Raw genomic sequence first — 14,110 nt, forward strand, 5'->3', positions numbered from 1 at the left:
GCTATCACGCCGCCATCTGTTGACTAAGATAGGAATTGCGGTTCAACAGAAATGTCCGAAGCCTGTCTGGATAATCTTCAATCACGGCCTCCTGCACGGATGCGCGTTGAGATAATGCTGCACGCCACTTGCTGAGTCTTGGCAGATTATCAAAGAAACGTAATCCATCGACCTGTTCAAACGTATCGAAATAGCGAAAGACCGGGCCATAGACCACATCTACCAGGCTGAAGTTTTCTCCGTTAAACCAGGGACCGTCTTCCAGCGCATTTTCAAGCCAGATGAACTTCTTTTGGATCATCTCTTTCTTTGTTTCATACACCGTTTGATCCTTCGCCCCGTAAAATCCAGCGATGTCATTTAACAAGGCGGAAGAAAACTCAATCATACTGCGATGACGCGCACGCACAACTGGATCTTCAGGGTGAAGTGGATGTACCAGAATATCTTCGAGAAATTCCAGGATCACGTTGGATTCGAAAAACACCTGATCATCCACCTGCAGCACAGGTGTTTTGCCAAGGGGGGAAAGTTTTAGAAACCAATCCGGCTTGTTCGCCAGATCAATATCGATGCGTTCAAAAGGAATATTTTTCTCTTTCAGCGAGATAACAGCACGCTGAACATAAGGGCAGAGAACATAGCTGATCAATTTAATCTTCATGGGAAACTCCATTTATATGCAACTGCATTTAAAATACATGCATTTGCATGAATGTCAATATTGATGCAGTTGCATATATTTTGTATAAAGACCTTATGACAGAGAAACCCACCACCCAAACCATGCAGGCCTGGTCCAAACTGATCCGTGTGGAACAGACCCTGATGAATGAGATTGAAACCCGTTTGAAGGCCGCGAAATTGCCGTCTTTGAAATGGTATGATGTGCTCTTGGAACTATCGCGCACGCCTGATGGCTATTTACGCCCAAAAATGCTGGAAGACAGTTTGTTGCTGTCTCAATACAACATCTCCCGCCTCATCGACCGGATGGCAAAAGCCGGGCTGGTTTCATCAAAGCCCCTGCCCGGTGACAAACGCGCCCAGGTCATCCAAATCACCGAACAAGGTCGTAAAATCAAAGATAATATCTGGCAGATTTACGGTCCCTTCATTCAAGAACATATGGGGGATAAATTGTCGGAAGCCGAGATAGCTACCCTGATCAATCTGTTGAAAAAATTACAGTAACGCCCTTGCATCCTGCCCAGCTACAAGCCCATATTCATGAGGTTCTTTTGGGAAGGGAGCCTTAGATCATGAGTGCCGGATGCCAATCCTGTTCCAGCGACCAGCAAGGCCCGGTGGAGGATAAAACCTATCGCCGAATCCTTTGGTTTGCGCTGATCACAAATGCCTTAATGTTTCTGGTGGAACTTATCGCAGGTGCCTTGGGGCAATCCCTTGCCCTGACCGCAGATGCCATGGATTTCTTTTCCGATGCGGCCAATTACGCCATCACCCTTGTTGTGCTGGGCATGAGCCTGACGGTGCGGGCCAAAGCCGCCCTTTTTAAAGGCATCTGCATGGGGCTGGTGGGACTTTATGTTTTTTATAGCTCGGTCAGTCATATTATTGACGGCACTGTGCCGCGCGCCGAGGTCATGGGGATCATCGGCTTCCTCGCCCTTGTCACCAACGTCGTCGTCGCCCTTTTACTGTATCGTCATCGCGGCGGGGATGCCAACCGTCAGTCCATCTGGATTTGTTCCAGAAATGACGCCATTGCCAATATCGCGGTGATGGCCGCAGGCCTCGGCGTCTGGACCACCACCAGCGGCTGGCCGGATATTCTTGTCGGTCTGGGGATCGCTGGGCTTGGCCTGTGGGGCGCGGGACAGATTATTTCAAAATCTTATGTTGAATTGTGCGACGCGCAAAAGTGACTAGACAAATGGGAGTCTTTTCAGTATGAAAGGCGTCACGAACACAGGAGTTACATACAAACCATGTTTATGGCGTTGAACATCATGTCTAAGACCAAGACAACTGCAAAGTCTTTTGCAGGTGATGTTGCATGCGTAACTCTCACCGGCTCCAAGACAACCACAAAAACGACGAAAACCACGGCGTAGCTGCGGGGAACCTGAAGACGGATCGTATATTCGAAAAAGGCCTCGCGGGAAATCGCTCAGGGCCTTTTTTCGTATGTGCGTTTTAAAATCGAGGAAAAGGGCTTTAAGGGAACAACCGAAGGCCACTGATTAAAAAGGAAGAAGTAAATGGGCTATAAAGTCGCAGTAATGGGTGCCACTGGCAACGTGGGCCGCGAGATGCTGCAAATTTTGGCGGAACGTAATTTCCCCGCTGATGAAGTTGTGGCGCTGGCGTCACGTCGCTCTGTCGGCCGTGAAATCTCTTATGGTGAAGACGAAGTGCTGAAAGTCGTGGACCTCGACACATTTGACTTCACAGGCACTGACATCGTGCTGGCGTCCGCAGGCGGTTCCATTTCTGCCAAATACGCCCCACGTGCTGCAGAAGCTGGTGCGGTTGTCATCGACAACACATCCCACTTCCGCATGGATGAAGATATTCCCCTGATCGTCCCGGAAGTAAACCCGGATGCCATCGGTGAGTACACAAAGCGCAACATCATCGCCAACCCGAACTGCTCAACCATCCAGATGATGGTGGCCCTGAAGCCTCTGCATGAAGAATTCGGTATTGAGCGTGTGATCGTTTCAACTTACCAATCCGTTTCCGGCGGCGGTAAAGAAGCGATGGATGAACTGTTTGAACAGACCAAAGGCATTTACATGAATGCACCGGCCTCTGAAAAACAGAAAGTCTTCACAAAACAGATCGCTTTCAATTGTATCCCGCACATTGATGTGTTCATGGATGACGGCGCGACCAAAGAAGAGTGGAAGATGAAAGTCGAGACTGCAAAAATCCTCAATCCAAACATCAAAGTCCACGCCAACTGCTGTCGTGTGCCTGCCTTCGTTGGTCACGCGGAATATATCAACATCGAAACCACCAAGCCGATTGACGAAGCGCGCGCGCGCGAAGTCATGGCTGCGCAAGATGGTCTCGTGGTTGTTGATCACCGCGCGGACGAAGGCTATGTGACTCAGGTTGAATGTGCAGGCGAAGATGCAACATACGTCTCACGTATCCGCAAGGACGACACTGTGGACAACGGCCTGTCTTTCTGGTGTGTCTCAGACAACCTGCGCAAAGGCGCGGCTCTGAATACTGTCCAGATCGCCGAAGCTCTGGTGCGTGATCACCTGAAAAAATAAGAAGCTGACGGCTTTTTAGAAGAAACGAAAAACCGCGATGTGGGCAACTGCGTCGCGGTTTTTGTACCTGATCAAAACACCTCACGAATAAACTTCAAAAACTCCTTCACCTTGCGCCCGTTTCGACCATTCGGCGGATAGAGGAACCAGATGGGGGCTTTGGTTTCGATCAGGCTGTTGGGCATGACTTCAATCAGATCACCACAATCAAGTTCTTTCTGGATGGCGAGGCGGGATTTGACGGCGAGGCCCAGACCGTTCAATGCCCCTTCGGTCAGGACGTCTGATCCGACCACAGAGATGGAGGAGGCAGAATTCACCCTGATCTGACATTTTCGCCCGTCCGCATTCTGTAGATCAAAACTGCTTTGCCACGGCAAATACACCCAGGGCAGTTTTTCCAGATCATTCAAGCAAGTCGGCACCTTGAAACGGTCAAACAATTTGGGGGAGGCGCAGATGATGCGTTCGTTGTCCGCCAGTTTCTGCGCAATCAGGGCGCTGTCTTCCAACGCACCGATGCGGATGCCGCAATCCTGGCCTTCTTCCACCAGCGACACCAGACGATCAACGGTCAGAAAATCTATGGCGAGTTTGGGATGCATCGCCTGAAATTTGGGGAGGTGCGGCATGATGAAACGGGACAGCACCCAGGGCGACACCGTAACGCGCAAATGGCCCTGCAACGGCGCATCCCCGCCACCAATATCAATTTCGGCCTGATAAAGGTCATCCAGAATCCCTTCAACCCGTTCCAGAAACAACAGACCTTCATCCGTCAAAGTCATGTTGCGATTATCACGATGAAACAGCAGAACGTTCAACGCCTGTTCCAGTTTACTCAGGCGGTAACTGGCCGTGGCAATGGATATCCCCAGTTCCCCGGCGGCTTTGGAAACACTGTTTCGCTTGGCGACAGCGACGAAGGTTTCAAGATCTGTGATGGCATACATTCGAATTTTTCAAACATAATTTTCAAAAATGCGGCATTTATTTAAAAATATTCAAAATGTAAGCTTTCGACAAATGAAAATTCAGTTGAGAGCAAACCCATGACACAACAAGACACTTATATCCCGCCCAAGGTCTGGCATTGGGACAGTGAAAACGGCGGGGCCTGGGCCAAGGTCAACCGCCCGATTTCCGGAGCAACCTATGAAGCCGACTTGCCCAAAGGTAAACACCCCTTACAGCTTTATTCTTATGGCACACCCAACGGGCAGAAAGTTGCGATCATGCTGGAAGAACTGCTGGAAGCAGGCGTAACCGAGGCTGATTATGACGCCTTCTTCATCGACATCACCGAAGGTGAGCAATTTTCCAGCGGATTTGTAGACTTGAACCCCAATTCCAAAATCCCCGCTCTTTTTGATGCAGAAAAAAACATCCGGGTGTTTGAGACCAGCTCTATCCTTTTGTATCTCGCAGAAAAATATGATCAGTTCCTGCCCCATGACCTATCTGAGCGCACAGAAGTGTTGAATTGGCTGTTCTGGTCCCACGGAACCGCACCATTTCTGGGCGGCGGCTTCGGACATTTCTATCACTATGCGCCTGCCAAGTACGAATATGCCATCAACCGATATGCGATGGAGGCCAAACGTCAACTGCACGTGTTGGACAAACAGCTGGCGGATAAAGAGTTTATCACGGGCGACAGCTACACCATCGCCGATATCGCCATCTGGGCCTGGTACGGCAATCTGGTACGCGGTGCGCTTTATAACGCGGCTGAATTCTTGCAAGTACAAGACTATCAACATGTTGTTCGCTGGGCAGAACAGGTCTGGCAGCGCCCGGCCGTACAACGTGGCCGCCGGGTCAATCGCGTCTGGGGCGACCCTGCTGAGCAATTGCGCGAACGCCACGATGCATCCGACTTTACTCCCAATTCTTAAAACCTGAAGGTATCCCCCCTATGTTGACTTTCTACTATCACCCGACCCCAAACCCCAACAAGATCGCCCTGTTCCTGGAAGAAAGCGGACTGGACTATGAACTGGTGCCCGTTGACACCATGAAAGGCGAACAACACACCGCTGAATTTCGCGCCATCAACCCCAACGGCAAGCTGCCTGCCATTGATGATGACGGGGTGATTGTGTTCGATTCCACCGCCATCCTGATGTATCTCGCACAAAAAACTGGCAAGTTTCTGGTCAAGGAAGAAGACCATCCCCAGCTTCTGTCCTGGTTGATGTTTATCGCGACAGGCCTTGGCCCCTATTCCGGCCAGTCCGTGCATTTTCACCACGCAGCGCCCGAAAAGATCGACTATGCCCGCAACCGTTATATGCGCGAGGCTGAACGTCACTATGAAGTGTTGGACAAGCACCTTGAAGGGCGTAACTTCATCGTCGGGGACAGTTATAGCATTGCTGATATTTCCGCCTGGGGCTGGATTGATAAAAACGTACCCGTTCTGGGTCAGGGCCGTCTGGGCGAATTCCCGAATCTGGAAAAATGGTACAACGCCATCAACAAACGCGACGCCGTCGCACGGGTCCGCACCGTTGGGAAAGATATTAACTTTAAAACAGAACCGGACGAGGCATCACGCCGTGCCCTGTTCCCATCGAACTACCCGAAATAACAGGATCTTCAACCGCAGGGGGGTATGTTACAAAACCGCGATATCCCCCCTTTCCTTTTACTTATCAAAAAGATGCCAACAATAAATACAATACAAGATTAAATTGCATAAAATGCAAGCAAACCTATAGATTGTTTACAAAAATCTAAATACAAGCTATCCTCACGCCCCATGATGATTATAAAGCTTGATAAAATGGTACTACGTCTCTTATGTGTCCTTGTTCTGCTGATGACATCGCAAGCACAAGCACAAGAATATGATTTCGATCTGATTATCCCGCTTAACCCGGAAAATTTCGGGGATAGTACAGAACAGCTGGAAGGTCCGACCGGACAGGTAATTGCCAAGGTTCTCCGACATAGCGAGCCGCCCATCAGTTATCGTTATTCGAGCCCGACCCATGGCTATGGTGCTTTTTTCAAAGGTAAATATGCTTGCGTAACCCCCGATGCGGCTGTCTATCATGACCCGGAAAAAGGTTATATCGAATCTCTTCCCATCCATGATACACATTGGGTTGCTGTTTATCATAAAGACACGCCGAAAATTCTGCAGAAAAATGACCTTTTGGGTAAAACTGTTGGCCTGATCTATCGTCAACACACCATGGGCGATGTCATCCCGCAAGTCGGTGCAAAGTATGAATTTCAACCAGACATCAAGATCAACCTGAAAAAACTGGTGCGCAAACGCATGGATGCGTTGGTTGTGCCACTGCTTGGCCTGGACACTGCTTTAGCCACAGACCCAAGTTTCAGCCAACTGAGCTATACCTCGACCCCGCCACTGGCTACAATCCCGGATCGGATCATGTGTCACGATACAAAACGTGGCCGTGAAGTGATTGAAATCGTCAATAAGGTTATCCCAAAAGTAACAAAATAAAGGCACTGGACAGTCTTTTGCCATCAATGACTTGTCAGTCTACATAACTCATGAGATGCTTGCCCAAATCCAAATGGCGCGAGATTAAAAGTTATGGCGAAATCAGAATTTACCACCTACACCTATGAAGTATCCACCTGTTCCAGAACAGGCCAGTGGGTTCTGGATACAATCTTTTCTGTCAAATGGCGCGCCATTGAACATGCCGAAAGTCTGGTAAACCAAAATAAATTCAGCGCGGTTCGCGTCACTTCTGAAAGCAGCGACCCTTCCGGTCGCACCAACGTTATTTTTGAACAAAAAACAGGCGTGCAAGCCAAAAATGAACTGTCCATTTCCCGCGTGGATGAAGCCCCGCCCTGTTCAGACATTCTGGATTATTACCAATTCCCGGCGCGCAAAACAGTTGGACGGTTGCTGAGACATTTTCTGAACACCCGCTCTATTTCTGCCCTGGAACTTCTGTTTGATTATGGCAATCTTCTATCCATTGAACGTCACGACACATTATTAATGCGCGCAACCCAACGCATTACGACCCTGCAGACACAAGGCAAACCAGACCTTGATTCTGCCGAGATTAACAACAGCCATCATGATGCCTTTGACCTGGTCATTCGCAAAGCCAAAATCCTGGATATGGACCGACGCCATTATCAGCTGCTGAAAGACAAAGGCGTCAAAGCCCTGCTGGATGATCTGGAAGATAAGAAACATTCAACCGACCCGCAAATCGCGCTTTACCACACTCTGTCCGTCGTGCTGAATGATGCAGCCGATTACAATAAAAAGCTTTTCGCCATACTGGAGCTACGTAAACAGGATGCCCCGGACAGCTTCCACCAGGTCCTGGATGAAGTCATCGCTGAATTGATGGACAACAGCGAAGTCATTGCCTCTATCTTGAAGATCAAACCCGAAGTCGGCCTGATTTGTGAATTCCTCATCAAACTCTGCATGGGGGAGGCCGAAGTTGATAAAAAATCCGATCCCTGCATTGAAATTCTGAATGAAGCCATGCTTGAAGACAGCCTGCCCATCACCAAAGAACTGTTGATGGATAAGGTGCGCGGTCAGCTGCGCAATATTTCGCCTTTGATGAAAAGTTCCGGCGAAGAAAACCGGGAATGTTTTGTGCGCATCGTACGATCGCTCAAAGAAAGAACCGGTTTTGTTGGCGGCCCGGACATGAGTGCAGCCATTACCTTACGTGCCAAAATCACCCTTAAATCCGGCCCCGATGATCTGGATATGGCGGAAAGTATCGAAAGCATCCTGGGCCTTGTCCCCGACCCGGCCATCCGCTTGGGCTACCTTCTGGATTTAAGCCAGTCTGATCTTAAGAAGAAATATGGCAAAAACTTAAATGCTGCTTTGGTTCGGGCAAACAAGAAGGTCCAATCTATCTCTTCACTAATCCCGGACTTGACCAAACCGAGTGATTCTTTCTGCGTTCTAAGCGGCATCATGTTCCGCCTGAATAACGGAAATTTCGAGCCAGAACTGAAATCCAGTCTGGAAAAAAAAGTCATTGAATATCTGAAAATGCTGGAGAATTCGATCGAAAGCGGTGAGCCCATCATTGATGAAAAACAGCCGGTCCTTGAAGACCCAAAACCTGCCAAAGACAAAAAGCCGTCCGCCAAAAATGAACAAGCAAATAAACTGACCAAAAACATTACGGTCAAGGCGGGTGATGTGATTTTCAAAGAAGGCGATAAAGCGGACAGCGCCTATATCGTCAAAAAAGGCTCCGTTGAAATTTCTAAAACCAAAAATGGATCAAAGGTCACGCTCATTACTTTGGGCACCAACCAAATCTTCGGTGAACTGGCCCTTTTGGAAGATAAACCGCGCAGTGCAACCGCCATTGCCGTCAGCAACTGCTTACTGACACGGGTCACCAAAAAGGCCTTGGACAGCCAGATGGAAGGCTTGAACGGCTTTGTCAAATACTGGCTGATGCACTTAAGCGACCGCGTACTGGACCTGTCTGAACGGATCGAAAAGTAAATAAGCTTATTTGGTCAGAAAGTCCCAGACGCAGTCCCAATCAGCACCGGGTGGCTGTTGTTTCAAATGATCAATGCGACCTTTAAAAATAGCAGGAACCGGGTCTGCAGGATCTTGGATTTCACAGGCCTCAAACGCCTTGATAGCACCGTCCCAATCCTGTGCCCGATAAGCCCTTAAGGCCGTATCAAACAGGGTTGTCTCCTGTTCATCTGCAAACAATTCATAAATCCGGGTCGGCTCGGTCTTTCCTTTTACCCGGATGAGATCAAGTTCACGCACATGGATGGTTTCACCTGCCAATTCACGTGTACGTTCAGAAATGATGATGTGGGTGCCGTAGTTTTTATTAGCCCCTTCAAGGCGGGAGCCCAAATTCACCGGGTCCCCAACCAAAGAATATTTCCGCGACGCCGAGGATCCGATATTTCCGGCAATAACCTCGCCTGTGGACAGACCTACACGCATATCGATATCCAGACCTTCTGCGCGTTCGCCCAGTTTTTCATGCACATCCTGCACAAACAGCTGGAAATTGTTCCGGGCATCCACAGCTGCTTTACAGGCGAGCAAGGCGTGATCATCTTCCCCTGAAAACGGGGGGCCCCAATATGCCATCACCGCATCGCCCATAAAGTCATTCACCACCCCATGATTGGCTGAAACCGCATCTGTCATGCGACCCAAAAACAGGTTCAGCATATCCACCAGTTCATCCGGTGACAGCTTTTCAGAGATAGAGGTATAGCCCTTCAGGTCAATAAACATGACCGTCATCTCATAGCGTTCCCCACCCAGATTACAAAAATCCGGCTTATCAATGAGCCTGCTGACAATGCGCGGGTCCATATATTTACCGAACGTATCCTTGATCCGTTCTTTGGTGCGCAACCCATCCACCATATTGTTAAAAGACGCGCTGAGTTTCCCCACTTCATCATGGGTCGTAATGGGTACTGCGATATCCAACTGTCCGATTTCCACCTGTTCATTAGCAGCCACAAGACGGCGGATATTTTTGACCAGCACAATGGTGATCATACTGGCAATCCCAAGCCCCAAAACAGAGGCAATCACGGTCATAACAGAATGGAAAACCAGCAACTTATATTCTTCTTCATCCGCGTTAGAAACCGAGGTTTCAGCCACATTTTCCACATGGACCCGAAGGGCAGAAATTTCCTTGTCAATCGCGGCCTGCTGTTTGTTGAGTTCCGGCAGAAGATCAATAAACTGCGCCATATCCCCACGGTCATGCAACTCCAGCAGTTGAATACTATGCACTTCAAACTGGCGATATTCCTTTTCGACATCCAGCAGGGTCTTTTTCAGATTGTCGAAGGTCTCATCAGGGTGATCGGCAAGGGCATCATTTTCAATAATATGATTGGCGCGATCAAAATTTCTCTCAATTCGGTCTTTCAAACCTTCCAGGCGCTGAATAGATTTTTCCGTATCATGGGGCAGAACAAAAAGTTGCTGCAGCAGAATTCCCTGTTCCAGAATACTGACGTTGATCTGGCCAATGGTGTCACTGAGCGGCAATTGTTTTTTCGCCACCAAATTCAGCTCATTACTGATATTTGAGGTGATGCGAAGGGAAAAAACGGACACAATCGCCATTAAAATCAATACAACGACAGCGACTGCAAAAATTTTATGCCCGATGTTGAGTTTCACGCCTTGCTCCTCAGCCAGATATTTTTATTTTGCACCTTCGCATATTTAAACATAATTATTATACTTACGAATAGAGGGATTATTTGCCAAGGACACCAAAATGAAAGATTATTCGCGACGTACCTACAAAGAAGGTGAAATTATTTTCTCCCAGAACCAACGTGCGGGTGAAGCCTATCTCATCACCTCGGGCAAGGTTCGCCTGGAAGTCGATAAAAATGGTGAGATCAAGGAAATCGACACCATTGGCAAAGGTGCCATGTTTGGCGAGATGGGCGTAATCTCTGATTCCAACCGCATGGCCGCTGCTGTTGCTGTCAGTGACACGAACGTTTTGACGTGCAGCCGCAAAGAATTCCACGACCGTCTCAGCCAACTATCAAAAGACAGACGCGATGCGGTCCAGTTCCTGATCCTTTATGCACAGGAACTCTTGCCGTTTGAACTGATGGAAAACCGCCCCGATGGCGATAAAGATATCGAACGTGACAAAATCGCCTATTATCTCATCAAAAAAGCTGATGATGTGGAAGACTTGGATGTATTCCTGAAGGGGCTTTACAAAGTCCTGATCAACTACGCTGAACGCCGCATCCCGCCTGATTTCACTCCGGAAGAAGCGTAATCCGTAAAATAGGAAACAACCAACGTTCACTACTCCAGATTTAAATAGTCATTAGGCAATTACATCTGGACATACTTTTTGAGACAGATACACTTGATAGAAATGTATTTGTTGGCTGTTCTATGAAACTGGTTCGATTGTTCCTTATTCTGTTCGTCGCCTTTTTCACCACACCCTCGCGTGCGGATACCTTTCGACTTGGCCTCTTGCATGCTGATCCTGAGATTTTTTCCTATGAAATTAGTGTGATTGAACTGGCGCTCAAAACAACAGACCCCGACCATCAACTTGAGCTAATTCCACTCGCCAATACGTCACAGGAACGGGTTCTCAACATGCTGGAAAACAGACAAAACATCGATATGTTCTTTACGGGCTATTCCCGGGAACGAGAGTTGCGTTTTCTACAAATCGATATTCCGCTAACCCGTGGTCTTTTGGGCGCTCGGGTTTTTATCCGCAAGAAAGGAGAAAGGTTCGTTATCAACAATCTGTCTGACCTGCAACGTCACACCATTGGGTCCGGCATTGGCTGGCCGGATACAACCATTTTTGAAAGCGCCGGGTTCGATGTCATTTCATCCACCTATGACAATCTCTGGCGCATGCTAAACCATGGCCGTTTCCGCCTGTTTAACCGGGGCATCAACGAAGCCTATGTTGAAATCGATCAACAGGCGCGAAAAGGTTATGATTTTGAAATTCAGCCCGATGTCATCCTGTTCTATCCGTTTGATTACTTCATTTATTTAAATAGAGAATCAACGGCGCTTAAAGACATTCTGGAATCGGGTCTGCGCACAGCCTATGAGAACGGAAGCTTTATGTCGAATTTCAACACACACCCAAACACGGCCAAAGCCTTAAAAAAAATCCAGTCTTTTTCAAAAGTCTTTCAGATACCAAACCCGCTCTTATCAAGGCGTGTCAAAAATATCCCTGCCCGTTTCTGGCACAATCCGGTTCAGTAACCGACTTTAAGCGTTGCCCGCACATTCAAACAACGCACATGCCATCGCATCATGGGCAGGCATGTTGTTGAAGGCGGCAAACTGGAAGGCTGGATAGAAACGTTCACATTCACCAAGACCGGTCTGGATGATGTCTTCCAGTTCGGCTGCTTTGCTTGCCGTAGACCCATTCATCAGGATAGTGTGACGGAACGCGGGCGCATGAATGCCCGGGACCACAGCAAAGTGACCGATCCACAACTTGGCATTAATCAATGCCAGCAAATCATTGACTGTGGAGGCTTCATTGTTTGGCAAACGCATATCCAAAGAACAGGTAATATGCAGGGACTGAAATTCTGCTGACCAGGCAAACTGAACTGCATAAGTGCACCAGTCGCCCACGCTTTCCATAATCAGATCACCATTGCTGGCTGTTTCCAGAACCCAGCCACGTTGATCGGCCAAAGTTTCAAGCACATCAAGGCCACGGTTCTGAGCGGATGGGGATACCTGTTCCAATAAAGTCATTGTTTGTTCAAATCTTTTTTTGTTTGTGTTCTGCGCCTGACCCTAAACAAAAAAAGGGCCCGTGCAAGGCCCTCGTGGATTCGAAAAAAAGATTCCTGTGGATAAAAATGTGGAAGAACCGCGTATGAATTTCAGCGACTCCGCAGCCCCTCTATCTTCCACTTAACTTGTTTATTTTTTTGATTTTTTTAGCGCTGCTTCCAGCTCGTCAATGCGGGCGATCAGGGCGTCCTGTTCAGCACGTGCTTTGGCGGCCATGGCTTTTACGGCTTCAAATTCATCACGTGGCACAACGTCCATATCTGCCATAACCCGTTCAATTTGTTGACGAATCATGCCATCGATTTCTTCGCGCACACCGGAAAAAGTGCTCACAGCACCACTGGCAACTTTGGCCATATCGTCGAAAATGCGGTTTTTGCTCTGCATGGATCAGATCCTTTTGGCTATAGCGAATCGGTGCGGCATTATGGCATGGGATTTTTGATGTGCAAGTCTTGCTTGATGAATGTGCATAATCGGACATATAACAGGCAGGTCAGTATAAAAAGCAGAGCTCCTGCGCAAAAATAAGGTAAAGAAGATGTTTGTTGTCACAGGTGGTGCCGGATTTATCGGTTCTAACATTGTCGCTTCCCTGGAAGAACGTTATCCGGAAGAAAAGATCGTTGTCTGCGACCGTCTGCGCGACGGGGTAAAATGGCAAAATATTGCCAAGCGCGACCTTTATGACATTGTGCACCCCGACGACCTGTTTGAATTTCTGCAGCAATATAGCGCGGACATCAAAGCCATCTTCCACATGGGCGCGATTTCAGCAACCACGGAAACCGACGCCGATAAAATCTTGGAAAACAACTTCCATCTGACCACCGCCCTGTGGGACTGGTGTGCGGATCAAAACGTGCGCTTTATCTATGCCTCTTCTGCTGCCACATATGGCGACGGCGAAAACGGCTTTGATGATTTTGAAGACCGCAAGAACCTGTCCGGCCTTCGTCCGCTCAATGCCTATGGCTGGAGCAAACATCTGTTTGATCGCACCGTAGCACGCTGCAAAGACGAAAATGGATCGACCCCACCGCAATGGGCTGGCCTTAAATTCTTCAACGTCTATGGTCCCAACGAATATCATAAAGGCGGGCAGAAAAGTGTGGTCGCCCATGTTTTCCCACAGGCGAAAGCAGACGATCTCTGTAAACTGTTTAAATCCCACCACCCGGATTATGAAGACGGCGGACAGCTGCGTGACTTCGTGTGGGTGGGCGACGTGGTTGACGTGATCCTGTGGCTTTATGAAAACAAAGATGTCTGTGGCCTGTTTAACGTGGGCACGGGCAAGGCACGATCCTTTAAAGACCTGGCAACCGCAGTTTATGTCGCCCTTGATAAAGAACCCATGATCCAATACGTGCCAACACCGGAAAATATCCGCGACAAATATCAGTATTTCACCGAAGCCAATATGGATAAACTGCGCACGGCCGGATACGACAAAAATTTCACCAGCCTGGAAGACGGCGTGCGTGATTATGTGCAGAATTATCTCAATAAAGACGATCCCTTTAAATAAGACAGG

Annotated in this window: 15 protein-coding genes; 10 read left to right on the forward strand and 5 right to left on the reverse strand. The window is 48.5% G+C overall.

The window, feature by feature from the left end; translation table 11 throughout:
* Positions 1-4 precede the first annotated feature (4 nt).
* On the reverse strand, positions 5-664 hold the full coding sequence (locus RYZ26_RS00415) for a glutathione S-transferase family protein (protein WP_317681100.1): 660 nt from the start codon (positions 662-664) through the stop codon (positions 5-7).
* A gap of 95 nt (positions 665-759) precedes the next feature.
* Here RYZ26_RS00415 and RYZ26_RS00420 point away from each other — a divergent pair, with 95 nt between their 5' ends.
* From RYZ26_RS00420 to RYZ26_RS00430, 3 genes are all read left to right on the forward strand, one after another.
* Entirely contained in the window at positions 760-1,194 is a 435-nt protein-coding gene (locus RYZ26_RS00420) for a MarR family winged helix-turn-helix transcriptional regulator (protein WP_317681101.1), read from the forward strand.
* A 68-nt stretch (positions 1,195-1,262) separates the two neighbouring features.
* Positions 1,263-1,889: a cation efflux transmembrane domain-containing protein gene (locus RYZ26_RS00425; protein WP_317681102.1), complete on the forward strand. Its 627-nt coding sequence runs from the start codon at positions 1,263-1,265 to the stop codon at positions 1,887-1,889.
* A gap of 336 nt (positions 1,890-2,225) precedes the next feature.
* Positions 2,226-3,251 carry an aspartate-semialdehyde dehydrogenase gene (locus RYZ26_RS00430; RefSeq protein WP_317681103.1) on the forward strand — a complete coding sequence of 342 codons (1,026 nt, stop codon included), beginning with the start codon at positions 2,226-2,228 and terminating at the stop codon, positions 3,249-3,251.
* Positions 3,252-3,322: 71 nt separating this feature from the next.
* Here the strand turns inward: RYZ26_RS00430 and RYZ26_RS00435 are convergent, their stop codons facing one another.
* Entirely contained in the window at positions 3,323-4,204 is an 882-nt protein-coding gene (locus RYZ26_RS00435; RefSeq protein WP_317681104.1) for a LysR family transcriptional regulator, read from the reverse strand.
* Between the two features lie 99 nt (positions 4,205-4,303).
* Here RYZ26_RS00435 and yghU point away from each other — a divergent pair, with 99 nt between their 5' ends.
* The 4 genes from yghU to RYZ26_RS00455 all read left to right on the forward strand — a co-directional run bounded on the left by yghU (position 4,304) and on the right by RYZ26_RS00455 (position 8,745).
* Positions 4,304-5,149: a glutathione-dependent disulfide-bond oxidoreductase gene (gene yghU / locus RYZ26_RS00440; RefSeq protein ID WP_317681105.1), complete on the forward strand. Its 846-nt coding sequence runs from the start codon at positions 4,304-4,306 to the stop codon at positions 5,147-5,149.
* A gap of 20 nt (positions 5,150-5,169) precedes the next feature.
* Positions 5,170-5,844, forward strand: a complete 675-nt coding sequence (locus tag RYZ26_RS00445) for a glutathione S-transferase family protein (RefSeq protein ID WP_317681106.1) — start codon at positions 5,170-5,172, stop codon at positions 5,842-5,844.
* A gap of 195 nt (positions 5,845-6,039) precedes the next feature.
* The gene (locus tag RYZ26_RS00450) at positions 6,040-6,732 is read left to right on the forward strand and encodes a hypothetical protein (RefSeq protein ID WP_317681107.1); all 693 of its coding nucleotides are present in this window, start codon (positions 6,040-6,042) and stop codon (positions 6,730-6,732) included.
* A gap of 93 nt (positions 6,733-6,825) precedes the next feature.
* Positions 6,826-8,745: a cyclic nucleotide-binding domain-containing protein gene (locus tag RYZ26_RS00455; RefSeq protein ID WP_317681108.1), complete on the forward strand. Its 1,920-nt coding sequence runs from the start codon at positions 6,826-6,828 to the stop codon at positions 8,743-8,745.
* Positions 8,746-8,751: 6 nt separating this feature from the next.
* Here the strand turns inward: RYZ26_RS00455 and RYZ26_RS00460 are convergent, their stop codons facing one another.
* Positions 8,752-10,425 (reverse strand): adenylate/guanylate cyclase domain-containing protein, encoded by a 1,674-nt coding sequence (locus RYZ26_RS00460; protein ID WP_317681109.1) that lies wholly within the window; start codon positions 10,423-10,425, stop codon positions 8,752-8,754.
* Between the two features lie 100 nt (positions 10,426-10,525).
* Between RYZ26_RS00460 and RYZ26_RS00465 the strand changes: the two genes are divergently transcribed.
* On the forward strand, positions 10,526-11,050 hold the full coding sequence (locus tag RYZ26_RS00465; protein WP_317681110.1) for a cyclic nucleotide-binding domain-containing protein: 525 nt from the start codon (positions 10,526-10,528) through the stop codon (positions 11,048-11,050).
* A 122-nt stretch (positions 11,051-11,172) separates the two neighbouring features.
* A complete protein-coding gene (locus RYZ26_RS00470; protein ID WP_317681111.1) occupies positions 11,173-12,021 on the forward strand; it encodes a hypothetical protein in 849 nt (282 codons plus the stop codon).
* Between the two features lie 6 nt (positions 12,022-12,027).
* Here RYZ26_RS00470 and RYZ26_RS00475 read toward each other — a convergent pair whose 3' ends face one another.
* Together RYZ26_RS00475 and RYZ26_RS00480 are read right to left on the reverse strand one after the other, a co-directional pair.
* A complete protein-coding gene (locus tag RYZ26_RS00475) occupies positions 12,028-12,531 on the reverse strand; it encodes a type III secretion system chaperone family protein (protein ID WP_317681112.1) in 504 nt (167 codons plus the stop codon).
* A 171-nt stretch (positions 12,532-12,702) separates the two neighbouring features.
* Positions 12,703-12,960 carry an accessory factor UbiK family protein gene (locus tag RYZ26_RS00480; RefSeq protein WP_317681113.1) on the reverse strand — a complete coding sequence of 86 codons (258 nt, stop codon included), beginning with the start codon at positions 12,958-12,960 and terminating at the stop codon, positions 12,703-12,705.
* A 154-nt stretch (positions 12,961-13,114) separates the two neighbouring features.
* On the opposite strand from RYZ26_RS00480, the gene rfaD reads away from it, so the two are divergent.
* Positions 13,115-14,104 carry an ADP-glyceromanno-heptose 6-epimerase gene (gene rfaD / locus RYZ26_RS00485; protein ID WP_317681114.1) on the forward strand — a complete coding sequence of 330 codons (990 nt, stop codon included), beginning with the start codon at positions 13,115-13,117 and terminating at the stop codon, positions 14,102-14,104.
* Positions 14,105-14,110: the final 6 nt, after the last annotated feature.

The sequence above is a fragment of the Terasakiella sediminum genome, assembly GCF_033100395.1.
Taxonomy (GTDB): Bacteria; Pseudomonadota; Alphaproteobacteria; order Rhodospirillales; family Terasakiellaceae; genus Terasakiella.

What these genes read in the sequence shown, in the direction of transcription:
- RYZ26_RS00415 (WP_317681100.1), bottom strand. Translation starts at nt 664, where the DNA reads ATGAAGATTAAATTGATCAGCTATGTTCTCTGCCCTTATGTTCAGCGT.
- RYZ26_RS00420 (WP_317681101.1), top strand. Translation starts at nt 760, where the DNA reads ATGACAGAGAAACCCACCACCCAAACCATGCAGGCCTGGTCCAAACTG.
- RYZ26_RS00425 (WP_317681102.1), top strand. Translation starts at nt 1,263, where the DNA reads ATGAGTGCCGGATGCCAATCCTGTTCCAGCGACCAGCAAGGCCCGGTG.
- RYZ26_RS00430 (WP_317681103.1), top strand. Translation starts at nt 2,226, where the DNA reads ATGGGCTATAAAGTCGCAGTAATGGGTGCCACTGGCAACGTGGGCCGC.
- RYZ26_RS00435 (WP_317681104.1), bottom strand. Translation starts at nt 4,204, where the DNA reads ATGTATGCCATCACAGATCTTGAAACCTTCGTCGCTGTCGCCAAGCGA.
- yghU (WP_317681105.1), top strand. Translation starts at nt 4,304, where the DNA reads ATGACACAACAAGACACTTATATCCCGCCCAAGGTCTGGCATTGGGAC.
- RYZ26_RS00445 (WP_317681106.1), top strand. Translation starts at nt 5,170, where the DNA reads ATGTTGACTTTCTACTATCACCCGACCCCAAACCCCAACAAGATCGCC.
- RYZ26_RS00450 (WP_317681107.1), top strand. Translation starts at nt 6,040, where the DNA reads ATGGTACTACGTCTCTTATGTGTCCTTGTTCTGCTGATGACATCGCAA.
- RYZ26_RS00455 (WP_317681108.1), top strand. Translation starts at nt 6,826, where the DNA reads ATGGCGAAATCAGAATTTACCACCTACACCTATGAAGTATCCACCTGT.
- RYZ26_RS00465 (WP_317681110.1), top strand. Translation starts at nt 10,526, where the DNA reads ATGAAAGATTATTCGCGACGTACCTACAAAGAAGGTGAAATTATTTTC.
- RYZ26_RS00470 (WP_317681111.1), top strand. Translation starts at nt 11,173, where the DNA reads ATGAAACTGGTTCGATTGTTCCTTATTCTGTTCGTCGCCTTTTTCACC.
- RYZ26_RS00475 (WP_317681112.1), bottom strand. Translation starts at nt 12,531, where the DNA reads ATGACTTTATTGGAACAGGTATCCCCATCCGCTCAGAACCGTGGCCTT.
- RYZ26_RS00480 (WP_317681113.1), bottom strand. Translation starts at nt 12,960, where the DNA reads ATGCAGAGCAAAAACCGCATTTTCGACGATATGGCCAAAGTTGCCAGT.
- rfaD (WP_317681114.1), top strand. Translation starts at nt 13,115, where the DNA reads ATGTTTGTTGTCACAGGTGGTGCCGGATTTATCGGTTCTAACATTGTC.